Source organism: Arthrobacter sp. Cza30 (assembly GCF_059090765.1).
In genome coordinates this window covers 359,708-381,868 of sequence record NZ_JBNHGA010000005.1, presented here as the reverse complement: position 1 = coordinate 381,868, position 22,161 = coordinate 359,708, and the positions used below count along the sequence as shown (strand labels likewise).

The 22,161-nt window shown below is 71.2% G+C and carries 21 protein-coding genes; 10 read left to right on the top strand and 11 right to left on the bottom strand.

Features of this window, described 5'->3' with window-relative positions:
- Positions 1-22: 22 nt before the first annotated feature.
- A complete protein-coding gene (locus AC5RVZ_RS19005; RefSeq protein WP_494067286.1) occupies positions 23-490 on the bottom strand; it encodes a tRNA (cytidine(34)-2'-O)-methyltransferase in 468 nt (155 codons plus the stop codon).
- Positions 491-574: 84 nt separating this feature from the next.
- A complete protein-coding gene (locus tag AC5RVZ_RS19000) occupies positions 575-1,501 on the bottom strand; it encodes a J domain-containing protein (protein WP_494067285.1) in 927 nt (308 codons plus the stop codon).
- 110 nt (positions 1,502-1,611) lie between these two features.
- Between AC5RVZ_RS19000 and AC5RVZ_RS18995 the strand changes: the two genes are divergently transcribed.
- Positions 1,612-2,517: a diacylglycerol/lipid kinase family protein gene (locus AC5RVZ_RS18995; protein WP_494067284.1), complete on the top strand. Its 906-nt coding sequence runs from the start codon at positions 1,612-1,614 to the stop codon at positions 2,515-2,517.
- Here AC5RVZ_RS18995 and AC5RVZ_RS18990 read toward each other — a convergent pair.
- Genes AC5RVZ_RS18990 through AC5RVZ_RS18980 form a run of 3 tightly spaced genes read right to left on the bottom strand, consistent with a single transcriptional unit; the run spans position 2,439 to position 5,445 of the window.
- Positions 2,439-3,257, bottom strand: a complete 819-nt coding sequence (locus AC5RVZ_RS18990; protein ID WP_494067283.1) for a pyrimidine reductase family protein — start codon at positions 3,255-3,257, stop codon at positions 2,439-2,441. The genes AC5RVZ_RS18995 and AC5RVZ_RS18990 overlap by 79 nt on opposite strands.
- Positions 3,254-4,198: a dihydropteroate synthase gene (gene folP / locus AC5RVZ_RS18985; protein ID WP_494067282.1), complete on the bottom strand. Its 945-nt coding sequence runs from the start codon at positions 4,196-4,198 to the stop codon at positions 3,254-3,256. The genes AC5RVZ_RS18990 and folP overlap by 4 nt, the downstream gene beginning before the upstream one ends.
- Positions 4,195-5,445 carry an NAD(P)/FAD-dependent oxidoreductase gene (locus AC5RVZ_RS18980; protein WP_494067281.1) on the bottom strand — a complete coding sequence of 417 codons (1,251 nt, stop codon included), beginning with the start codon at positions 5,443-5,445 and terminating at the stop codon, positions 4,195-4,197. Before AC5RVZ_RS18980 ends, folP begins: the two co-directional genes overlap by 4 nt.
- Before the next feature lie 175 nt (positions 5,446-5,620).
- Here AC5RVZ_RS18980 and AC5RVZ_RS18975 point away from each other — a divergent pair, with 175 nt between their 5' ends.
- From AC5RVZ_RS18975 to AC5RVZ_RS18955, 5 genes are all read left to right on the top strand, one after another.
- Entirely contained in the window at positions 5,621-6,277 is a 657-nt protein-coding gene (locus AC5RVZ_RS18975) for a helix-turn-helix transcriptional regulator (RefSeq protein WP_494067280.1), read from the top strand.
- Between the two features lie 78 nt (positions 6,278-6,355).
- Positions 6,356-7,579 carry a cysteine desulfurase family protein gene (locus AC5RVZ_RS18970; protein ID WP_494067279.1) on the top strand — a complete coding sequence of 408 codons (1,224 nt, stop codon included), beginning with the start codon at positions 6,356-6,358 and terminating at the stop codon, positions 7,577-7,579.
- 90 nt (positions 7,580-7,669) lie between these two features.
- Positions 7,670-8,806 carry a tRNA 2-thiouridine(34) synthase MnmA gene (gene mnmA / locus AC5RVZ_RS18965; RefSeq protein WP_494067278.1) on the top strand — a complete coding sequence of 379 codons (1,137 nt, stop codon included), beginning with the start codon at positions 7,670-7,672 and terminating at the stop codon, positions 8,804-8,806.
- Positions 8,807-8,956: 150 nt separating this feature from the next.
- A complete protein-coding gene (locus tag AC5RVZ_RS18960) occupies positions 8,957-9,322 on the top strand; it encodes a chorismate mutase (protein ID WP_494067277.1) in 366 nt (121 codons plus the stop codon).
- A 1-nt stretch (position 9,323) separates the two neighbouring features.
- Positions 9,324-10,397: a uroporphyrinogen decarboxylase/cobalamine-independent methonine synthase family protein gene (locus AC5RVZ_RS18955; RefSeq protein ID WP_494067276.1), complete on the top strand. Its 1,074-nt coding sequence runs from the start codon at positions 9,324-9,326 to the stop codon at positions 10,395-10,397.
- 38 nt (positions 10,398-10,435) lie between these two features.
- On the opposite strand, the gene AC5RVZ_RS18950 is transcribed toward AC5RVZ_RS18955, so the two are convergent.
- The 6 genes from AC5RVZ_RS18950 to AC5RVZ_RS18925 form a co-directional block, all read right to left on the bottom strand.
- Positions 10,436-11,080 carry a DUF4166 domain-containing protein gene (locus AC5RVZ_RS18950; RefSeq protein WP_494067275.1) on the bottom strand — a complete coding sequence of 215 codons (645 nt, stop codon included), beginning with the start codon at positions 11,078-11,080 and terminating at the stop codon, positions 10,436-10,438.
- 63 nt (positions 11,081-11,143) lie between these two features.
- Positions 11,144-12,436 (bottom strand): DUF58 domain-containing protein, encoded by a 1,293-nt coding sequence (locus AC5RVZ_RS18945; RefSeq protein ID WP_494067274.1) that lies wholly within the window; start codon positions 12,434-12,436, stop codon positions 11,144-11,146.
- 8 nt (positions 12,437-12,444) lie between these two features.
- Positions 12,445-13,470, bottom strand: coding sequence for an AAA family ATPase (locus AC5RVZ_RS18940; RefSeq protein ID WP_494067273.1), 1,026 nt, complete (start codon positions 13,468-13,470; stop codon positions 12,445-12,447).
- Positions 13,467-14,726, bottom strand: coding sequence for a DUF4350 domain-containing protein (locus tag AC5RVZ_RS18935; protein WP_494067272.1), 1,260 nt, complete (start codon positions 14,724-14,726; stop codon positions 13,467-13,469). Before AC5RVZ_RS18935 ends, AC5RVZ_RS18940 begins: the two co-directional genes overlap by 4 nt.
- Complete coding sequence (locus AC5RVZ_RS18930; protein WP_494067564.1) at positions 14,723-15,421, bottom strand: DUF4129 domain-containing protein; 699 nt, start codon at positions 15,419-15,421, stop codon at positions 14,723-14,725. Before AC5RVZ_RS18930 ends, AC5RVZ_RS18935 begins: the two co-directional genes overlap by 4 nt.
- Positions 15,422-15,423: 2 nt before the next feature.
- Positions 15,424-16,887: a glycerophosphoryl diester phosphodiesterase membrane domain-containing protein gene (locus AC5RVZ_RS18925; protein WP_494067271.1), complete on the bottom strand. Its 1,464-nt coding sequence runs from the start codon at positions 16,885-16,887 to the stop codon at positions 15,424-15,426.
- Between the two features lie 191 nt (positions 16,888-17,078).
- Between AC5RVZ_RS18925 and mtrA the strand changes: the two genes are divergently transcribed.
- The 4 genes from mtrA (at position 17,079) to AC5RVZ_RS18905 (ending at position 22,116) form a co-directional block, all read left to right on the top strand.
- Entirely contained in the window at positions 17,079-17,756 is a 678-nt protein-coding gene (gene mtrA, locus AC5RVZ_RS18920; protein WP_493989146.1) for an MtrAB system response regulator MtrA, read from the top strand.
- Positions 17,757-19,451 (top strand): MtrAB system histidine kinase MtrB, encoded by a 1,695-nt coding sequence (mtrB, locus tag AC5RVZ_RS18915; RefSeq protein ID WP_494067270.1) that lies wholly within the window; start codon positions 17,757-17,759, stop codon positions 19,449-19,451.
- A complete protein-coding gene (locus tag AC5RVZ_RS18910) occupies positions 19,432-21,159 on the top strand; it encodes an LpqB family beta-propeller domain-containing protein (RefSeq protein ID WP_494067269.1) in 1,728 nt (575 codons plus the stop codon). The genes mtrB and AC5RVZ_RS18910 overlap by 20 nt, the downstream gene beginning before the upstream one ends.
- A 105-nt stretch (positions 21,160-21,264) precedes the next feature.
- Positions 21,265-22,116 carry a ComF family protein gene (locus AC5RVZ_RS18905; RefSeq protein WP_494067268.1) on the top strand — a complete coding sequence of 284 codons (852 nt, stop codon included), beginning with the start codon at positions 21,265-21,267 and terminating at the stop codon, positions 22,114-22,116.
- The last annotated feature ends 45 nt before the right edge of the window (positions 22,117-22,161 follow it).

Here is a 22,161-nt window from a genome sequence, read left to right as displayed (position 1 = left end):
CGCCGCATCGCACGCGTCGGCGCTACAGTTTCGCCCCGGCAAAACCGTGCTGCCGCCACGCCTCATAGACGGCGATGGAGGCCGAGTTGGCCAGGTTCAGCGACCGCAGCGACGGAAGCATGGGCAGGCGCAGCCGCGCCGTGACGTGCGGATCCTGTTTGACCGATGTCGGCAGCCCGACCGACTCCGGCCCGAACATCAGCACGTCGCCGGGAGCGTAGGCGACGTCCGTGTAGGAGCGCTCCCCGTCGGACGCAAAAGCGAAGACCCGCTCCGGCTGCAGGGCGTCCCACGCGGCTTCCAGATCCGCGTGGACCCGGACCACGGCAAGATCGTGGTAGTCCAGCCCCGCGCGGCGCAGCTTGGCGTCTTCGAAGGTAAAGCCCAGCGGCTCGACCAGATGCAGTTCGGCTCCGGTGACCGCGGCCAGCCGGATGGCGTTGCCGGTATTGCCGGGGATTTCGGGGGCGTAGAAGAGGATGCGGAACACGGATTCCATCCTAAGCGCGCCGCAGCCGCGGCCCGGCATCCTTCGGCGGACGGAACAGCCCCCGGGCGGCGGAGCAGCACGCCGTCAGGCGTGCATGCCGCCCAGCAACTTGGCGAGCGAGGGGACGTGCACGGTGTTCGGCGCCGGGCCGGAGGACAGGAACTGCTTGAGTTCGCGCACCAGCCGCGCCGCGTTGACCACGTGTACCGGGACGATCCCGTCCGGGTCGTAGCCGCGCGTGTAATCGATCACCGGTTCGTGGAGGTTCCCGTCCGCGGAGTGGATCACCGTCCAGCCGGTGACATTGAGCTCCGGAAACAGTTCCTGCATCATGCGCACCGCCGGTGCCAGCCTCGGCGGTTCCACGATCCGCCCGTCCTTATGCAGGGTGCGGCCGTCCCAGCGGAAATTCCCCCGCGGCAGCAGCATCGAATCAATCAGTGCCAGCCGGTAGCCGGCCAACAGCGCGTGGTCGATGAAGCCGTTGTCCGCCGGCGAATGCAGGCCGTTGACCAGCCGTGCGGACGGGATGGCCGGCAGGATCTGCCGGCTGATCAGCTGCGCCGTCAGCGCCTCGCGCCGCAGCCTCGCCCCGGCGCCGAAGATGCCACGCTTCCGCGGCGCCCCATGGATGTGCTGGCGGGCGATGTTCTCCGGCAACGCGGTGGACCCGTCCGGGGAGCCGTAGGCGGGAACATAAACGGGGGAGTCCGATGCCGACGGACCGCGTTGCCCGGGCGCAGAGTGCCGGGGACCGGGGCCGGCCGCGAAGGTTCCGGTGCTGTCCGTCGGGGCGCCCGGGCCGGCGGCACCGTAGGAACGGTCGTAGCGGGACCTGGCCTGCGGGTTGCTGAGGACTTCGTAGGCGAGGCTGACGCGGCGGAACTCGGCGGCATCCCCGCCATGGTCCGGGTGCGTGGCACGGGCGGCCCGGCGGTACGCGGCCTTGATCTGGTGCGCCGTGGCATTAACCGGCAACCCCAGGACGTCGTAGTGGGATAGGGGAATCACCGGCCGCCTCTCTGTCGGGTCTCGGGGGTCCTGCGCGAAGCCAAGTGTAACCGCCGGCCGCCTGTGTCGTACCGCGGCCACTGGCCGCCGCGATGCCACAATGATCTGCTGTGACCTCGCTGCCGTCCCCCGCGCCGATTGCCGTCGCCGTCAACCCCCGTGCGTCCTTCGGAACGACCGCCGGTGCCGGAGCGGAGGTCATGGCAGAACTCGCCCGGCGTGGCCGCCCCGCCCTCGAGCTGCGGGCGGAAACGTGGGCCGCGCTCGCCGACCTGGTCGCCGGCGCGCTGCGCCGCGGGGTCTCCGCCCTCCTGGTGGTGGGCGGTGACGGAATGGTTCACTTAGCAGTCAACGCGCTGGCGGGCACACAGGTTCCGCTGGGCATCGTGCCGACGGGCACCGGAAACGACTTTGCCCGGCTGTTCGGCCTGCCCGCCGGGCCGGCCGCCGCCGTCGGTCATTTCCTGCACGCCTTGGAGCAGCCGCGCAGGGTGGACCTGGGCCGGGTGACGCATCCGGACGGTTCCACGGCCTGGTTCGCCGGGGTGCTCTCGGCCGGCTTCGACGCGGCGGTCAACGACCGCGCCAACCGCTGGAGGTTCCCCCGCGGCCGGCTGCGCTATCCGCTGGCCATGCTGCGCGAACTCGCCTCCTTCCGGCCCATCCGCTACAGCCTCGTCGTGGACGGCGTGCCGCGGGAGGTCGACGCGATGCTCGTGGCCGTGGCCAACGGCCGCTCCTTTGGCGGCGGGATGCGTGTGGTGCCGGGGGCGGCGTACGACGACGGTTTGCTGGATCTGTTCATAGTCTTGCCACTGTCCCGTCCGGCCTTCGTCGGCATCTTTCCGCGCGTCTACGCCGGCCGGCACCTCGGCCATCCGGCGGTCCGCATCGAGCGGGTCAGGACGGTCCAGTTGGAGGCCGCCGGCGTCACCGCTTACGCCGACGGCGAGCGGGTGGGGAGGCTGCCGGTGTCCGTGGACGTGGTCCCCGGTGCGCTGTCCGCGGCGGTGTAGCGCAACAGCAGCATCGACCCGGACTCGAGCACCTGCCGCAGTTGAAGCCGCTGCAGCGACTCGTGCGCGCCGGGAACGTGGTCGGTTATCCGCTTGGCGGCCCCGCCGGCCAACACCGGGCTGATCGTCAGGCACAGCTCGTCCACCAGTCCCGCCGCCTGGAAGCTGCCGAAGAGAAGCGGCCCGCCCTCGCTGTGGATCTGCTCGTAGCCGCGGGCGGCCAGCGCCTTCACCACCCGCGCCGGTTCCACCCGGGTGGTGCCGGCGTCGAGCACATCGGCCACCGGTTCCAGCGCCCGGCGCCGGGTCGCGGGCGTCGCGGCGCTGGTCAGTACGATCGGCCGCACGGGCGCGGCGGTGAAGAATTCGCTGCCCGGGTCCAGGTCCAGCGACGCCGAGACCACCGCGACGGGCGGATGCGCACTCATGCCGCGGGCCAGGCGCCACTCCTGGGACTCCGCCGAGAGCAGCTCGCCGCCGTAGCCTTCGGCCCGGATCGTTCCGGCACCGACCACCAGGACATCGGCCAGCCTGCGCAACAGCAGGAAGACCCGCTGGTCCACCTCGTCGCCCAAGGTTCCGGAGCGGCCGGCATAGGTCGAGGCGCCGTCCAGGCTGGCCACGAAATTGAAGCGGACCCACGGGCCGGAGCGGGGGAGTTCGCCGTACCAGGCCAGCAGCTGCTGGTCGGTGGCCTGCTCCGGTCCAGGCGGCAGGAGGCGCCGGATCGGGCGTGTCACGGCCCCGCCGGTTCGTTGACGTCGCCCATGTTGTGCCTCAGGCAGGACGGTTCCCGCCAGCCCAACACGGCCTCAGTCATCCTGATGGCCGCGCTGGCTTCGGCGGCGTTGTGCATGCGCAGGATCCGCGCCCCGTTCATGATGCACATCACCGCGGCGGCCAGCGAGCCGGAGAGCCGTTCCTGTTTGGGCTGCGCCAGCGTCTCGCCGATGAAGTCCTTGTTGGACACCGCCGCCAGCGCCGGGTAACCGAGGGACGCGATTTCGGCAAAGCGCCGGGTGATTTCCAACGAATGCAGCGTGTTCTTGTTCAGGTCGTGGCCCGGGTCGACGATGATTTTCCCGGCCGGGATGCCCAGGTCCAGGGCCAGCTGCACCTTTCGTTGCAGGAACCCGGCGACGTCGTCGACTACGTCGTCGTAACGGGGGCGGGGATACACGGTGCGCGGGGCGGCGAGCGAGTGAGTGATGACCAGATGCGCCCCGCCTTCCGCCACGACCGCGGCCAACTCCGGGTGGTGCAATCCGGTGGTGTCGTTAATGACGTTGGCTCCGGCGCGGATGCTCGCTTCGGCCACCTCGGGCAGGAAGGTGTCGGCGGAGATGATGGCGTCCGAACCGGCCCGCACGGCCTCGATGACCGGAACAACCCGCTCGGCTTCCTCGCGCGCGGACAAGGCCGGGCCCGGGGCGAACGGCACGCCGCCGATGTCCACCCAGTCCGCGCCTGCGGCCACCGCCGCCAGGGCGGCGTCAATGGCGGCCCGCCGGGTGAAGGTGCGGCCGGTGTCGTAGAAAGAGTCGGGGGTGCGGTTGACGATGGCCATCAGCGCCACCTGGCGGCGGAAGTCGATCCGTCGGACACCGAAGTCGTGCACCGGGTGGTACAGCTCGGGTAGGAAGACGCTGGACGGCGGCCGCGCCGTCAGTGGCTGGCTCACAGGCTGGTCAGCTCCTTGTCGGTATTGGACAGATCCGCGGCATCCACGCTGCGGCCGGAACGGATCAGGTCCTGGATGGGCTCCTGGACGTCCCAGATATTTACATTCATACCAGCCACCACTTTGCCCTCGCGCAGCCAGAACGCGATGAACTCCAAGGAGTCCAGGTCCTGGTAGTTGCCCCGGAACACCGGCTCGCCCCGCGCCGACCACGGGAAATAGCCGGAGTACTCCATGCCGATCCCGAACTGGTCGGTGTAGAAGTACGGGATGTCGTCGTTGGACGCGTCCCGGCCCAGCATGGCGGCGGCGGCGGTCTTCCCTTGGGTTAGGGCGTTCGCCCAGTGCTCGCTGCGCAGCGGGCCGCCGTAACCGGGATGGTAGGCATGGGCAACATCGCCGGCAGCGTAGACATGCTCGGCCGAGGTGCGTAGGGTCTGGTCGGTGTCAATGCCGCTGGACACGGCCAGCCCCGCAGCTTCGGCCAAGGCGGTGTTCGGGACGGCGCCGATGGCGACCAGCACCGCGTCGGCGGGCAGGCGCTCGCCGTTGTCCAGGACAATGCCGGCGACCCTGCCCTCCCCGCCTGTGCCGTCCCCGCCGAAAATCTCCACCGGCCAGCGACGGGTGCGCAGCAGGACGCCCTCGCGGCGGTGGGTATCGGCGAAGATGCTGCCGATGGCGTCGCCCAGGGCGGGGGCGAGCGGGATGTCGCCGCGGCCCAGGACCGTGACCTCGTTGCCGAGTTGGCGCGCCGTGGCCGCAACCTCCATGCCGATCCAGCCCATGCCGATCACGACCAGCCGCTGGTCCCCGGAAGCCAGCACGGCGTGCAGGGCCCGGCTGTCCGCCAGCGTGCGCAGGTAGTGCACGCCGCCCAGCCTGGCGCCGGGCAGTTCCAGCCTCCGCGGCGACGCCCCGGTGGCCAGCAGCAGCTGCGAGTACTCCAGCGTGCCCGCATCGGAGAGCGAGACGGTACGGGCAGCGGGATCGAAGGATTCCACCGTGGTGCCGCGCAACAGTTGGACGCCGTGCTCCGCATACCAGCCGGGCTGCTGCACGAGCCCCGACTCTTCATCCTCCCGGCCCGCCAGAAAGCCCTTGGACAGCGGCGGCCGAAGATAAGGGTGTTTGTCCTCGGCGCCGGCCAGCACGATCTCGTCGCCGAAGCCGCCGCTGCGCAGCTCCTTGGCCGCTGTTGCGCCGGCCAGGCCGGCTCCGGCGATAACGATCGGTTTCCCAGCCATGGCAGCGCTCCTTCATGTGCCGGCGGGCACGCGGCGGGTCCGCCCCTGGCCGCCGATCTGATGGAAGCACCGGCAGCTGCCTGTCGGGGCAGGGCCAGATGTTCTAAAATGGGTACATCCGACTTTAGAAATCAGTTCCGGATAAGTCAATGCACCTGCCACCGGAAAGGACCCCATGGCCGACCAGCCGCCACCCGGACTCCCTGCCGTCTCGGCCCTGGGCGACGACGTCCGCCGCCGCCTCTTCGAATTCGTCCGCTACAGCGCCGAACCGGTGACCCGGGACCAGGCCGCCGCCGCCCTGGATATGCCGCGCAGCACCGTGTCCCTCCAGCTGGACGCGCTGGCCGGGCACGGACTGCTGAGCATCGAGTTCCGGAAACTCAGCGGTAAATCCGGGCCGGGCTCCGGCAGGCCGGCCAAGGTCTACGCGGCAGCGGTGCCGGAAGTATCGGCCTCCGTGCCGGAACGTGCCTACGGCCTGGCCGGCGAGCTGCTGGCCACGGCGGTCGAGGAGTCGGCCCGGACCTCCCGCCCGGCGCACGAACTGGTGGCCGAGGCCGCCCGGGCCAAGGGCCGTGAGCTGGGGGCCGTCGCCGGCGGCCTGGAGGAAGCACTCGCCGCAGTGGGCTACCGGCCGCTGCCGGACGCGGCCGGTTTCGCGCTGGGAAACTGCCCGTTCCACCTGCTGGCCCGCAGCCACACGGAAACCGTGTGCGGCCTGAACCTCGCCCTGCTGCAAGGGATGCTGGCCGGCTGCGCGGACCAGTCCCACGGCGTCGCCGCAGATCCGGACGGGCCGTTCTGCTGCGCCAGGATCAACCGGCGCTGAGCCGCCTGCAGGCTCCGGTCCTCCCGGCGCCGGGCGCCGGGCTGAAACCAGGCGCACCGGGGCATGTAAAATATTGGCGTGCCCGTGTACCTTGACCACGCGGCGACCACGCCCCTTATGGCGCAGGCCCTGGCCGCACTCACCCATGAACTCAGCCGCAGCGGCAACCCCTCCTCGCTGCACGGTTCCGGCCGGCGCGCCCGCAGGGTGGTCGAGGACGCCCGCGAAACCATCGCCGCCGCGGCCGGAGCGCATCCGTCCGAGGTGATTTTCACGTCCGGCGGTACCGAAGCCGACAACCTTGCCGTCAAGGGCCTGTATTGGGCCCGGCGCGACGCCGACCCCCGGCGGCGGCGGATCCTGTGTTCACCGGTGGAGCACCATGCCGTGCTCGACACGGTGGAATGGCTCCAGAAGCATGAGGGCGCCGAGGCGGTCTGGCTGCCGGTCGACGCCCACGGCGTGGTCTCCGTCGAGGCCCTGCGCCGGGAAATCGAAGCCGACCCTGCAGCGGTGGCGCTGGTCACCGTGATGTGGGCCAACAATGAGGTCGGCAGCGTCCAGCCGATGGCAGAGATCGTCGCCGCCGCGCGGCCGCACGGCATCCCGGTCCACTCGGACGCCGTCCAGGCGTTCGGCCACCTGCGGGTAAATTTCAAAGAGTCCGGGCTGGACACCCTCGCCATCAGCGCGCACAAGATCGGCGGCCCCGTGGGGGTCGGTGCGCTGCTGGTCGGCCGGGACGTGAAGCTGACGCCCGTCCAGCACGGCGGCGGCCAGGAACGCGACATCCGGTCGGGCACCCTCGACACCCCGGCGATCGCGGCCTTCGCCGCGGCCGCGGAGACCGCCGTCGGGCAGTTGCCGGAAGAAGCCGCGCGGCTGGCGGAATTGCGCGACCGGCTCATCGCCGGCGTCGCGTGCGGCGTCCCGGAGGCGGTGCTGCGGGGCACCCCGGATCCGCAGCACGAGGGCCTGCGGCTGCCCGGCAACGCGCATTTCACCTTCCCCGGCTGCGAAGGCGATTCACTGTTGTTCCTGCTGGACCTGGCCGGCGTGGAGTCCTCCACCGGGTCGGCCTGCACCGCGGGAGTGCCCCGGCCATCGCACGTCCTGCTGGCCATGGGGTTGAGCGAAGAAGAAGCCCGCGGGGCCCAGCGCTTCACGCTCGGGCATACAACAACCGAGTCAGACGTTGACTCACTGGTGGCAGCGCTGCCGGAGGCATACGCGCGGGCCAGGAAGGCCGGGATGGCCGGCCACGTCTCCAGCATCCAGACCGCGGGCACGCAGTCCGGCTGAGGCCTCGGCGGACCGGACAGGTGCGGTGGGGCGCACGGAACGTGACGGCCGCGGCAGACACGAACAACGAATCAGTAGGGAAACGAATTCATGAAGGTACTGGCAGCGATGAGCGGCGGCGTGGACTCCGCCGTGGCGGCGGCACGGGCGGTGGAGGCCGGCCACGACGTGGTGGGCGTGCACCTGGCCCTGAGCCGGATGCCCGGCACCCTGCGCACCGGCAGCCGGGGCTGCTGCACCATTGAGGATTCGCGCGACGCCTGGCGTGCCTGCGACATCCTGGGCATCCCGTACTACGTCTGGGACTTCTCCGAGCGGTTCAAGGAAGACGTGGTGGACGATTTCATCGCCGAATACGCCGCCGGCCGGACGCCGAACCCCTGCATGCGCTGCAACGAGCGGATCAAGTTCGCCGCCCTCCTGGAGAAGGCGCTGGCGCTGGGGTTCGACGCGGTGTGCACCGGCCACTACGCCAAGGTGGTGGAGGACGCGCAGGGCAACCGTGAACTGCACCGCGCCGCAGACTGGGCCAAGGACCAGTCGTACGTGCTGGGCGTGCTGACCCACGAACAGCTCAAACACTCCATGTTCCCGCTGGCCGAAACGCCGTCCAAGGTCGAGGTCCGCGCCGAGGCCGCGCGGCGCGGACTGTCCGTGGCGAACAAGCCGGACAGCCACGACATCTGCTTCATTTCCGACGGCGACACCCGCGGCTGGCTGGCCGAGAAGATCGAGATGGAGTCCGGTTCCATCGTTGACCAGGACGGCCAGGTGGTCGGCGAACACGAGGGCGCCAACGCGTTCACTGTGGGCCAGCGGCGCGGCCTGAAGCTGGGCCGACCGGCGCCGGACGGCAAACCGCGGTTCGTGCTGGAGATCCGTCCCAAGGAGAACAAGGTGGTGGTGGGGCCCGAGGACCTGCTGGCCGTCGACCAGATGCGCGGCATCAAGGTCTCCTGGGCGGGCCTGCCGTTGCCCGAGGTCGAGGCCCACACCGAGTTCGACTGCATGGTGCAGGTCCGCGCGCACGGCGACCCGGTGGCGGCGCGCGCGCAGGCGGAGGCCGGCGAGGACGGCCGGCAGCAGTTGGTCGTGACCCTCATCGAGCCGATGCGCGGCGTGGCCCCCGGCCAGACCATGGTGCTCTACCAGGGAACCCGGGTGCTGGGCCAGGCAACCATCGACTCGGCGCGTTCGCTGAGCTGGGACCCGGCCAACGTTTCCTAGGCGCAGCACGCTCCGGCGCGGAACCCTTCGTCCAAACCGCGCCGGCGGCGATCGTCCTTTCGTGCCGGGGCCGGGCCGGGAGGACGGGCGGTGCTTCACAGAGCGGTAACCGGTGCACCTCCCGCGCGGGCCGAACCATAAACTGGTGGCATGACCGACCCCCGCGTTGCCGATGACTACGACCCGACCGCCAGTTCCCTCTCCGACCAGGTGGCGCCCGAGGTGATGGCGGAGCTGTTGGCGGTGCGGGGAAGCATCGACAACATCGACGCAACGCTGGTCTATCTGCTCGCCGAGCGGTTCAAGGCGACCCAGCGGGTGGGGTACCTGAAGGCCACGCACAAACTGCCGCCGGCCGACCCCGACCGGGAGACCGCCCAGATCAACCGGCTGCGGCGGCTGGCCGAAGAAGCGCATTTGGATCCGGCCTTCGCCGAGAAGTTCCTGAACTTCATCATTTCGGAGGTCATCAGGCACCACCAGGCCATCTCCGACGAGCATAACGGCGGCAACTGACATGGCCGCCGGTTCCCCCGGGCCCGCCGCCGACGCGGCTGCCGCCGCCGGGCGGCCCGCCCACGTGAGCGCCACCGGGCTGGGCAGCTGGCCCGGCACCGAACCAGCCGAGGCCGCGCGCATCGTCCGCGGCGAACTGGGCGAGCCGAACCTGCCGCACCTGGTCGAGCTGCCGGACCGCGGCGCCGGGTCGGACCCGACCGCACGAACCGCGGGCATGCTGGAGGGACTGTTCATCGATCTGCAGCCGCACGGCTGGCGCTTGGTGGACCGCCCGGGGCAGGATCACCGCAGGGCCGTGTCCGCGCTGCGGACCGACCTGAACGTGCTGGCCGATGTGGTCGGCGCCGAAGACCGCCCCGGCAACCAACTCAAGATCCAGGTGCGCGGACCGATGTCCCTGGCCGCAAACCTACACCTGCACAACGGCGAACGCGCCCTGATCGACGCCGGCGCCCGGCGGGACCTCGCCCAGTCGCTCGCGGCAGGCGCGGCCGGACACCTGGCCAACGTCAGGGCCGCGCTGCCGGCCGGCACGGAACTGGTCGTCCAACTCGAGGAGCCGGAGCTCGATGCCGTGCTGGCCGGGACCATTCCCACGGCCAGCGGATACCGCACGCTGCGCGCGGTCGCGGCCACGGAGGCCTCCGCCGCCTGGGACCTGGTGGCCGCCGCCCTGCGCGACGCCGGAGCCGTGGAAGTGGTCGCCCTGGTCCCGGCCGCCGATTCGTCCCTCGACGCCGTGGCGGGCAGCGCACTGGACGGGGTCGCCCTCCCCACCGGCGCGCTGACCACCCGGCAGTGGGAAACCCTCGCCGCCGCGGTGGAAGCGGACCGGACGGTGTGGGCAGGCATTATCGACCCGGCAGCAGGCGCCGTCCCGCAGGTCAGCGCGCTCGTCGATGCGGTCGTCCGCCCCTGGCGGCAGCTGGGCCTGCCGTTGACGCGGCTGCCCCGGGTGAGGGTCACGCCCTCCGCCGGCCTGGCCGGGCGTTCGCCGGAGACGGCGCGCGCGGTGGTCAAGCGGCTCACCCAGACGGCCGACGCCCTGAACCAGGTCGTCGCGGAGGCATGAGCCTGGGGCGGCCCGCCCTCGCGGCAGGACCGGGCTCCTTAGCCCACGAGCACCGAGTACGTAAAGGATCCGGAGTATTCCAGCACGGTACCTAGCTGGCGCTGGATGACCTTCGTCCGGATCCGGAAACGGCCCTCGGATCCATCCCACCACTGTTCCGTGAAAGCCGCGGCATCCAGCAGCAGCGGAAGCCCGATGGTGAGCGGGCCGGCTGATATCCGGCAGCGCCGCGACGCCAGGCGCATCCGGCCGTCGGCGCCGACCGAGCACGCCACGTCCGTCAGCAGGCGGCCGCTGCGGCCCAGCGCACCGACGGGCCGGCGCAGATCGTGGTCCCAACCGGTCCGGTCCTCCACGATCCGGGCCCGGTCGTGGAAGCTGAGTGTCCTGACGGCGGTGAGCTCCGGCTGGCCGCCGGCGTTCAGGGAAGCCCGGTTCTCGATGCTGAAGGGCACGTTGTGCTGGTACTCGGGGAACAAGGCGTTGTCGCCGCTGGTCAGGCCGAGGAACGGCCGCAGCGCCGGAACCGGGCAGCCGGCGACGTCGAACAGGCCGGAGCCGATGCCGCGGGCTTCGTGTCCGCCGTCGTCCGCTGCCGGCGGGGCGAGCGAGAAGTATTCCTGCAGTTCGGGCGTCAGGCGCGGGAAGTCGTGCCCCAGGGCCAGCTGGTAGACGGAAACCATTGCATCACCATCCGGGTCGGGGACCGCGTCGGCCCGGCAGGCCGGTGGCGGGGTCCATGGCGGTTACAGCCGTCCGGCGGCTTTGAGCCGGATGTACATGTCGGCCAGTTGAGGGGGCAGTTCGTGCGGGGGAGCGTCCACCACTTCCGCGCCGAACTGGCGGATCTGCGCGGCGACTGCCGCCCGTTCCAGCACGGCACGCTCGGCGGCGGCGGCCCGGTACGTGTCGTCGGCGGTCCCGCGGACCACGCGCAGCCGGTCCACGTGCGGATCGCTGACCGAGGCGACCACCACGGTGTGCTTGGCGGTCAACTGGGCCAGCACGGGCAGCAGCCCCTCCTCGGCCGCCCCGGAGTCCAGCGAGGTCAGCAGCACCACCAGCGACCGGTGCGAGGACAGGGCGTGGATCTCCCCGGGTATCTGCGACCAGTCCGCTTCGATCAGTTCCGGTTCCAGCGGGGCCATGGCGTTGACCAGTTGGTTGAGCAGGTTGCCCTTGGCCGCGGAGGCGACCCTGGCCCTCGGCCGCCGGTCGAAGGCCAGGAAATCCACGCGGTCGCCGCCGCGCTCGGCGAGCACGGCCAGCAGCAGCGACGCCTCGATTCCGGTGTCCAGCCGCGGCTCGTCCTCGATCCGTGCGGCCGAGGTGCGGGAGGTGTCGAGCACGATCACCACCCGCCGGTCGCGTTCCGGACGCCAGGTGCGGACGACGACGGCCTGCCGCCGGGCGGTGGCGCGCCAGTCGATGGAGCGCACGTCGTCGCCGCGCACGTAGTCGCGCAAGGAATCGAACTCCGTGCCGGCCCCGCGGATTTGCACCGCCACGCGGCCGTCCAGTTCACGCAGCTTGCGCAGCTTGGAGGGCAGGTGCCGCTTGGAATGGAACGGCGGCAGCACCCGCAGCCGGCCGGGCAGGGCGATGGTGACCTGGCGCGCGGCCACCCCCAGCGGACCCAGCGACCGGACCGTGACGTGGTGCGCCTGCAGGTCGCCGCGGCGCTGCGGCGTCAACTGCACCTCGACCAGCCGCCGTTCCCCCGGCGCGAGGCGCACGCGCTGCTCCGGGTTGGCGGCGCCGGCCGAGGGCTGCCAGCCGTCGCGCACCACGGCCCGCAACCGGCGGCGGCCATGGTTGGCCAGCACCAGCCGGGCCGTCACGGATTCCCCCAGCCGGACATTCGACGGCAGCCTCCGCTGCAGCCCGACGCGGCGCGGCGACAGCGCCAGCGCCAGGTCCACGCCGACCGCCGCGGCCAGCAGCAGGCCGCACACCAGGGCCGTGCCGGGGCTGGGGAAGAGCATCAGCGGGAGGATGCCCGCCAGGGCCAGCAGGACAAAACGTCCGGTGATCGCCACGGCGTCACTCAGCGGGGGACCGGCACGGTGGCCAGGATGCTCTGCAACACGTCGTCGGCCTGCACGCCGTCCATTTGCGCCTCCGGCCGCAGCCCCACCCGGTGCCGCAGCGCCGGCAGGGCCATCGCCTTGACGTCGTCCGGCGTGACAAAACCGCGGCCGTTCAGCCACGCCCAGGCCCGGGAGGTGTTGAGCAACGCGGTGGCGCCGCGCGGCGAAACGCCCAGCTGGAACGACGGCGCGGACCGCGTGGCCCGGACCAGGTCCACGATGTAGCCGACCACCTCCGGCGCGATCGCCACCCGGGCCACGGCGGCCCGGGCCTGCACCAGGTCCTCGGCGGAGGCGGTGGCCCGGACGCCGGCGGCCTGCAGGTCGCGCGGGTCGAAGCCCTGGCTGTGGCGGCGGATGATTTCGATTTCCGCGTCCCGGTCGGGCAGGTGCATGGTGAGCTTCAGCAGGAAGCGGTCCAACTGCGCTTCCGGCAGCGGGTAGGTGCCCTCGTATTCCACCGGGTTCTGCGTGGCCGCCACGATGAACGGTTCGGGCAGTTTCCGTGAGGTGCCGTCCACCGACACCTGGCGTTCTTCCATCGCTTCCAGCAGCGAGGCCTGCGTCTTCGGCGGCGTCCGGTTAATTTCGTCGGCCAGGAGGATGTTCGTGAAGACCGGGCCCTCGCGGAAGCGGAATTCGGCCGTGTGGGTGTCGTAAATCATGGAGCCGGTGACGTCGCCGGGCATCAGGTCGGGGGTGAACTGGATCCGCTTGGTGTCCAGGCTCAGGGCGGCGGAGAGCGAGCGGACCAGCAGCGTCTTGGCGACGCCGGGCACCCCCTCCAGCAGCACATGCCCGTGCGACAGCAGCGCGATCAGCAGCCCGGTCACGGTGGCATCCTGGCCCACCACCGCCTTCGCCACTTCGGTGCGGACGTCATGCAGGGTCTGGCGCAGGCGGTCGTCGTCGGCGGGCGGGGTGGCGACGGCCGGGCCCGCGCCGTAGTGGGATGCCTGCCGTTGTCCTGGCTGATCGCTCATCGGTGCATTATCTCTTTCTCTAGCTGCTGCAGTTCTTGTGCCCAGGCCGCCAGCCGGGCTTCGGTGCCGGGTGCCTCGTGGCGCAGGAGGCGCTCCACTTTAACCCGCGGGCGGCTGCTGTCCCGGGCTACCGCATCGACGACGTCGGCGCTCGCGGCGCCCGCGGGCAGCCGCAGGTGGGCGGCGAGCCGGGTCAGGGTGGCGGCGCGCAGGTTGTCGGCGGCGTGGTTCACGGCCTTGGCGCTCTGGTACAGCCGGGCACGGCCCTCGATGGTCTCGGCCGAACGGACCACCACCGGCAACGGCTCGGACACCAGGGGCCCGAGCCGGCGTCCGCGCCAGAACATCGCGGCAACGCCGACGGCCATGAGCCACAGGGACACCGGAAGCACCCAGGCGGGCAGCAGGCTCATGGGGTTGACCGCTTCGCCGGACACCGGAAGGTCCTCCAGTCCCGCCCGGTACCACACCAGCCGCTCGGTCGCTCCCAGCGTGCGCAGGGCCAGCGCGGCGTTGCCCGCGCTCACGACGCCTTCGTTGCTGAGCACGTGGCCGGCGCCGAGCACGATGGTGGCACCGTCGTCGGACATCACGAAGGGCGCCGCGTCCTCGGCCGGTGTCTCGAAGGCGAAGCACAGCTCGCCGCCGCCGCGGTAGGCCAGGCCGCCGCGGGTGATTTCGCTGGCGGCGGCGGGGCCGGGCAGGCCGCAGGCGGCCGCGAGGTTGCCCCCGTCGGCGGGGACGACGCCGGCGGCCCGGACGCCGGGGGCAAGGGCCCGCAGCGCCTCGAAGCCGGGCTCGAGCAGCACGATCCGCGCGGCCTGCTCCTTCAGCGGTTTCAGCTGCCCGGCGGTCAGGTAGCCGCCCGGGTCGTGGATCAGCAGGGCGGCGTCGCCTGCCGTCAGCTGGTCCCGGGTCTCCTGCAGCGAATGCGTGGCGGTCACCTGCACGCCCTGCTGGCGAAGCACTTCGGCCACGGCCTGGGCCCCGTTGGGCGCGGCGTTGCCGGGGGAGAGGTCGGCGCGGTCGGCGGCCGGGCCGCGGAGCAGCTCCAGCGCCACCACCCCGCACAGCAGCACCAACAAGAGGAGCCAGAAGCTCCACCGCCGCAGCCGGTTGCGCAGCGTGGACAGCACCGAGCCGCCGTCGCCGACGGTCTCCGGCAGGTCTCCGGGTGCGCCGCCGGTTCCGGTGGTGCCTCCGGCGAAGCCATCGGCTGCCGCAGCAGTCCGGTGCGCGGCGGGTGCGTGGCTCATCGCGGAACCGCCAGCGGCGCCGGGCCGCTGCCGCCCGGCTGCGGGGACGCCGCGGCCAGGGAATCGTCCAGGGCCGCCAGCTGGTCAAGGTCCGCACGCGTGGCGGGCACCTTGCCGTACCGCACGGCGTCGAACCGGTTGGCCGCAACACGCAGCCGCCCGGCCTCGGCGCCGAACGCGGCGGCGATGCCGGCGGCCGCTTCGTCGGCGGTGCGGCCCGGCCGGGCATCCAGGACCACCCGTTCTTCCATCGAGCGCACCAGCGCGCGGAACCGCTCCGTCAGCGCCGCATCCCAGTCGCCCCGGTCCGCGGCCGCCCGCGACTTCCGGCGGTGTTCGTCGGCCGTGAGCGGGACGGCGCCGTCGAACATCTCCGCCGCCGCGCGGCTGCGGGCGTTGCGCCGGGGCTTGACCAGCCACACGGCCGCGCCGATCAGCAGCAGGGCAGCCAAAACCAGGACCAGCGTGCCGAGGTTGGGGCTGAAGCCATTGAGTTGGGCGATCAGCCCGGCCAGCCAGTCGAGGATGGCCTGCAGCACTGATTCCAGGACGCCGGGCCGGGCATCCTGGTACTCCTCCTTGGCCAGTTCGCGGATCAGCAGGTCGCGCGCCTCTTCCGGTCCCGGCTCCACCGGGACCTCGAAGGGAACAGCTGCGGAACCCGGTGCCGCCGCCGCGATGCCCGGGGCGTGCATGGTCACGTGGGCCAGGGGCCGGCCGGCCCGGGAACCGCGGGGCCGGGTGCCGCGGCGGCGCCGAGTCCCGGAATGGTCCGGGTCTCCCGGCCGCCGGAGGCTTCATGTTCGCGCAACAGCACCACGTCGAACCCTTCGCGGCGGATCCGCAGGTCGATGTAGACCAGGGCGATCACGGCCGCTTGGAAGGCGTAGCCGATGGCCGAGAAGATGGAAGACAGCAGCATCGAGACCAGCGTGAGCGGCCCCATGGTCGCCAGCATGCTCTCGGCCGAAGTGGGATCGCCCAGCAGCGGACCGGCGAGTCCCACGATGAAGGAAATGGGCATGCTGACCACGGAGGTGATCACCGTGACGATGATGCTGCACAAGAGGATGATCCCAAAGGTCCGCCACCAGCTGCGGTCGGTCAGCTGCCACGACCGGGCGAGCGCCCGGAAGAGCGGAGCGCGTTCCATGATGATCACAGCCGGTGCCAGCATCAGCTTGATGCCGATCCAGACGGACACCGCCGTCAGGCCCACAATGATCAGCACGATGATCCAGGCTGAGGACACGCCGAGCTGGTCGGCCAGGAAGAAGGAGCCGGCGATGATCGCGACCAGTGCGGCAGCGGTGAGGGCGAGATAAAGCAGGGCCAGACCGACCAGCGCACCGATCCGGCCCTTCGCGAGCGCGAACATCAGGCCAAAGCTGGTTTTCTGGTTGACCGCGGCCCGGGCGGTGGGAATGGCGAGGACGCCCTGCAGGACCAGGATCCCCACCCCGGACAGCAGGCCCAGCACCAGCGAGGAGATGATGATGGACAGGCCGAAGGCCACCGCGGATGCATCCGTGAGTTCCTCGTTCGCCATGACCTGCAGGCCGCCGAAGGCCGAAATGATCAGCCCGCCGACCAGCCAGGCCAGCGCGCTGACGACCACCTGGAGCAGCACCGCGGTGCCGAAGACCGCCGCGGCGTTCTTGCGGGCAGCCTGGAAGGCGCCGTCGAGGATCTCGCCGACGCCGAGCGGACGCAGCGGGATGACGCCCGGTTTCGGCGGAGCAACATAGCCGCGGTACGGGCCCGGACCGGCGGGCGCCGGCCAGCCGCCCTGCTGTTGTGCGCCGGGCGCGGGCTGTCCCCACTGCGGCTGCGGGTTCCATCCGGACTGGGCGGGCGCCGGCCAGCCGCCCTGCTGCTGTGCGCCGGGCGCGGGCTGTTCCCACTGCGGCTGCGGGTTCCACCCGGACTGGGCGGGCGGAGGCTGCTGGCCCGGCGGCGCCCACGTCGGGTGTTGCGCGCCCGGCCCGGGCTGTCCCCAGGCCGGCGGCGGGCCCCACACCGGCTGCTGCCCCCACGCAGGCTGGCCCGGCGCCTGGCTGTCGGCCCCGGCGCCGTTGCCGTGGCCGTTGCCGGGGCCGTCGGGGCCCTGGCCTTGCGGATCCCTGCTGTCGTGCCCGGCGTCATTGGCCCCGTGGCTCATCGCGTCCCGTCTTCCTCATCTCGTGTCGCCGGCTGCGGGAGGCCTCCGGCGAAGTGTTAGCCTCTCATCAGCCTATAGTTTCGGTCCGCCAGTTCCTACCATCCCGGCGCGGGCCCGCCGTGGGCGCAGTGTCGGTGTGCCCTGTGCGTCGTGACGTCAGGGATGAGGGGAATAGGGAACAATAGGGAGATATGAAGGCACGCATTCTGGTCGTAGACGACGACGAGGCCCTGGCCGAGATGATCGGCATCGTGCTGCGCAACGATGGCTTCGATCCCGTGTTCTGCGCGGACGGCGCCCAGGCCCTCGAGGTCTTCCGCAGCAGCAAGCCGGACCTGGTGCTGCTCGACCTGATGCTCCCGGGGCTGGACGGCATCGAGGTCTGCCGCCAGATCCGTGGCGAATCGGACGTTCCCATTGTCATGCTGACGGCCAAGTCGGACACCTCCGACGTGGTCCGGGGCCTGGAATCCGGTGCCGACGACTACGTGCCCAAGCCGTTCAAGCCGGCAGAACTCGTGGCCCGGGTGCGCGCGCGCCTGCGTCCGGGCGACCAGCGGGCGCCCGAGACCCTGCGGATCGCCGACGTGGTGATCGATGTTGCCGGGCATGTCGTCCACCGCGGGGACGAGAAGATCTCGCTCACCCCGCTGGAATTCGACCTGCTGGTGGCCCTGGCCCGGAAACCCTGGCAGGTCTTCACCCGCGAATTGCTGCTGGAGCAGGTCTGGGGCTACCGCCACGCCGCAGACACCCGCCTGGTCAACGTGCATGTCCAGCGGCTGCGCTCCAAGATCGAACGCGATCCGGAGGCCCCCGAAGTGGTGCTCACGGTGCGCGGCGTCGGTTACAAGGCCGGCCAAGGGTAAGTGGAGCCGGTTCTCAGCCGGTGGACAGCCAAGCTGAAGGCGGCAGCTGAGGCCGCTTGGCATGCCACGCTGCGGGCCCGCGAGTTCCTGAACCGGAAATGGCGGCGGTCGCTGCAGTTCCGCACGGTGACCGCTGCCGTCCTGCTCACCGCCTTCGCCTTCATGGGCGTGGGCGCGTTCCTCTCCAGCCAGATCGCCTCCGGGCTCTATCAGGAGCGGGTGAACCAGGCGGAGGCCGAGTCCCGGCGCGGGCTGTCCCAGGTCAAGACAATCTTCGAGAGTTCCTCCGCCAGCGACCGGGCGACCGTCTCCAGCATGGTGGCGGACACGCTGAAACTGCTGGAGGGTACCGGCGCCGAAGCGCCGCGCTACTACCTGCTGACGCCGCTGCCGGGCGGCCAGAACCTCTACGTGTTCAGCCAGTCGAACACCTCCATCACCGCCAACATCATCCCGGAGGGGTTGGCCCGGGAAGTCGCCACGGGCACCGGGCAGTACCGCCAGGCGCTCGCGCTGCCCGTGGGCGACAGCGATGTCCCCGCCATCGGATTCGGCACCAAGGTGTCGTTGCCGCCGGGCAATTCGTATGCGCTGTACCTGATCTACGACCTCTCCTCGGTCCAGCAGACCCTGGACTTCATTCACCGGGTGCTCTGGATCGGCGGCGGGCTGCTGCTGATCCTGGTCGGCGGCATCGTCTGGCTGCTGACCCGCGCCGTGGTGCACCCGGTCAGCCAGGCGGCCATCGCCTCGGAGAAGCTGGCGGCAGGACAACTGCAGGAGCGGCTGGAAGTCCGGGGCGAGGACGAACTCGCCCGGCTGGGGGCCTCCTTCAATCACATGGCGAACAGCCTGCAGGAGCAGATCACGCAGCTGGCCGCGCTGTCCGAAATGCAGCAGCGGTTCGTGTCCGACGTGTCGCACGAACTGCGGACGCCGCTGACCACGGTCCGCATGGCCGCGGAGGTGCTGTACGAATCGCGCGGGGACTTCGATCCAATCAACGCCCGCTCCACGGAACTGCTGTACAACCAGGTGGAGCGTTTCCAGGCGCTGCTCGCCGACCTCCTGGAGATCTCCCGTTTCGACGCCGGTGCTGCCGCACTGGACGCGGAGCCGACCGATTTGGTGGAGATCGCCCGCACCGCGCTCGACGCCGCCCAGCCGCTTGCGGAGAACAGCGGGTCGGAGCTGCGGCTGATTGCCCACGAGCCGCGCTGCATCGCGGACATGGACCGGCGCAGGATCGAACGCATCCTGCGCAACCTGATTGTCAACGCGCTGGAACACGGCGAAGGCAAACCGGTGGAGGTCACGGTCGGGGCAACCGAGGACGCCGTGGCCGTCTCGGTGCGGGACTACGGCATCGGGATGACGGCCATGGAAGCCTCCAGGGTGTTCGACCGCTTCTGGCGCGCCGACCCGGCCCGGGCGCGGACCACCGGCGGCAGCGGCCTGGGGCTGTCGATTTCCACCGAGGATGCCCGCCTCCATGGCGGCTGGCTGCAGGCGTGGGGCGAGCCGGGCAACGGTGCCTGCTTCCGGCTCACGCTGCCGCGGCACAGCGGCGGCACGCTCACCCATTCGCCGCTGCCGCTGCCACCGGCCGGCGCCTCCGCGTGGCACGGCCGGCTGGTGGCCGAGAATGTGCTCCTCGAACAGCAGGAGGAAAACGGTGTTCCGGATCCCAGCTGAGCCTGCCCGCCCCTCCCGGCTGCGCGCCGTCGTCGTCATGCTCTGTGTCATGCTGGCGCTGGCCTCCTGTTCCTCCATCCCGATGTCGGGGCCGGTGGGCACGGTCCAGGCCGATTCGGGCGAAACCGGGGGGACCGGCTACACCTTCAACCCGCCGGGGCCGTCGCCGGGGGACTCCCCGCAGCAGATCGTCGCCGGCTTTATCCAGGCGGGCACGGCCACGCAGGACGATTACCGGATTGCGCGCGAATTCCTCGCCCCGGACCTGGCCGGCGAATGGCAGCCGGTGCAGCGGACGCTGGTGTACCGGAACGTCGTGAGGATTGTCGGATCGCCGTCCGAAACCGAATTCGTGCTCCAGGTGGAGGTCGATGCCACGATCAACGAGTCGGGCGTCCGAACCCAGGCCGAGGAAGGGGCCACCGAATCGCTGCCGGTGGAACTGGCTCAGGTGGACGGCGAATGGCGGATCTCCAGCGTTCCGGACGGGACCATGGTCTCCACGGTGGACTTCCGCACCTTGTTCTCCCCGTTCAACCTGTACTACTACGACCCGACGTACACGTATGCCGTGCCGGACGTGCGCTGGTTCGCCAACCGGCAGGGCATCTCAGCGGCCATCGTGGCTGCCATGCTGGAGGGGCCCGCACCGTACCTGGCCGGCGCCGTGATCAGTGCCTTCCCGGAAGGCTCGCAGCTGGTGCGGCGGGCCGTACCGATCGAATCGGGGGCTGCCAGCGTGGACCTGTCGGCCGAAGTCCTGACGGGCACCACGTTCCTGCGCCGGCAGCAGATGCAACAGCAGCTGGAACTGACGCTGGGGGAGCTCAATACCGTCTCCACCGTCCAGATGACCGTGGACCAGCGGGAAGTGGACCTGGGCAATTCCCCCGATCCCCAGTTCCAGGCCGCGGTGACGGACCCCGCGGTCGGCAATGTGCAGATCGGGGTTTTGGACGAGGAACTGGTGTTCTACGAAGGATCGCGGCCGGTCAAGCCGGAGGACCTGCCGTCCGTCAGCCGGCTGCGCCCGCGCGAACCGGCGATGTCGCTGGACCAGGAACGCTTTGCCTTCCTGACCGCCGAGCGCAACCGGATGTTCGTGATCGGCGAGGACCGCCGCGCGGTGGAGGCGGCATCCGGAAGCAACCTCACCGGACCCAGCGTCGATCCCTTCGGCTGGGCCTGGGCGGCGGCCGGTGACGGCAGCGGGAAAGTCTCCGCGGTTTCCATCGAGGAGCCGGACGAATCGGTGGCGGTCAGCGCCCAATGGCTCACGGAGCGGACCGTGACCGAGCTGCAGATCTCGCGTGAAGGATCCAGGGCGCTCATCACCACCCGTGAAGGCGAGAGCACCTCGGTCTATGTGGCCGGCGTCGTCCGGGACCAGGACGGCCGGCCCCGGGGCATCACCACGCCCAAGCGGTTGAACCCGTCGGTGCCGGTGGACTCCGGCGTCTGGGCCGACGAAGATACCGTCGTCGTCATGCAGGCCTCGCCCGACGAAGCGGTGACCGCGGAGGTGCTGAACCTGGACGGCAGCACCCTGCGGACCGCGCCCCTGCAGGGGATGGTGGAGATCAGCGCCGGCAACGGCGGCCAGGACGTGTACGCCCAGACCAACGAGATGCTCTACATCCGCGTCGGCAACAGCTGGGCTCCGCAGCGCAACTCCCCGCTGGTCATCGATCCGTCCTTCCCCGGATAGCCCCGCCTCCACAGCCGCCCGCAGCACCGCAACACTCCACAACCGGCGCCCGGACCGCCCCGGCCGGGCAGGACGCGGCCAGGCTGAAGGCATGGCGGGGACCCGGTGGTGAAGGCGACGGCGGGCCTGGGCACCCGGCTGGACAGGCTGTATTTCAGCCGGGCCGCCCAGGCGCTGCGGATCTGGTCCGGGCAGTTCGGCCGGCTGCTGCTGCCGACGGACTGCGTGGCCTGCGGTGCGCCGGATTACGTCCTGTGCGCTGCCTGCAGGCGGCGCCTGCGCCGCTCGACGGTGCGCCCGATTGCCGTGGAGCAGGACGCCGACTCCTTGCCGCTGGACGAGGCCGGTCGCCCGCTGCCGGTGACGGCCGGGGGACCCTACCGGCGTGAACTCTCCCAGGCCGTGCTGGCCTTTAAGAACCACGGCCGGACCGAGCTGGCGCCGGTGCTGGCCGTCGTGCTGGCCGGCGCCCTGGACGCGGCCGCGGCACGTGCCGGCCGGCCCGCCGCGGCCGTGCTGGTCCCGGTTCCCTCGCGCGGCAGCTCCCGCCGGCGCCGCGGCTACGATCCGCTTCAACTGCTGCTGTCCCGCCTGGCCCGGCAAGGCCTGCTGCCGGACGGCCTGCAGTTGCTGCCCGCCGTCCGCGTGGACCCGGTGCGGCGCCTGGAGCGGCCGGGGTCCCCGGGCGGGCAGAAGGCGCTGGGCCGGTCGGCCCGGCAACGGAACGTTGCCGGCAGCATGGCGGTGCCGCCGGGGTACGCACCCCTGATCGCCGGGAGGTGCTGCCTCCTGGTGGACGACGTGCTCACCACCGGGGCCACGATGGGCGAGCTGGCCCGCGCACTGCGTGCCGCCGGCGGACATCCCCTGGGCGGAGCGGTGCTGGCAGCCGCCTCGGCTCCGGCCGGGCCCGCCGCCGGAGATGCGGGCGGGGAGGCCGCGCGGCGGCCCTCGTGAGCGCCGCGGAATGACGCGGGGTGTAACGATTATGCTGCCCCCGGT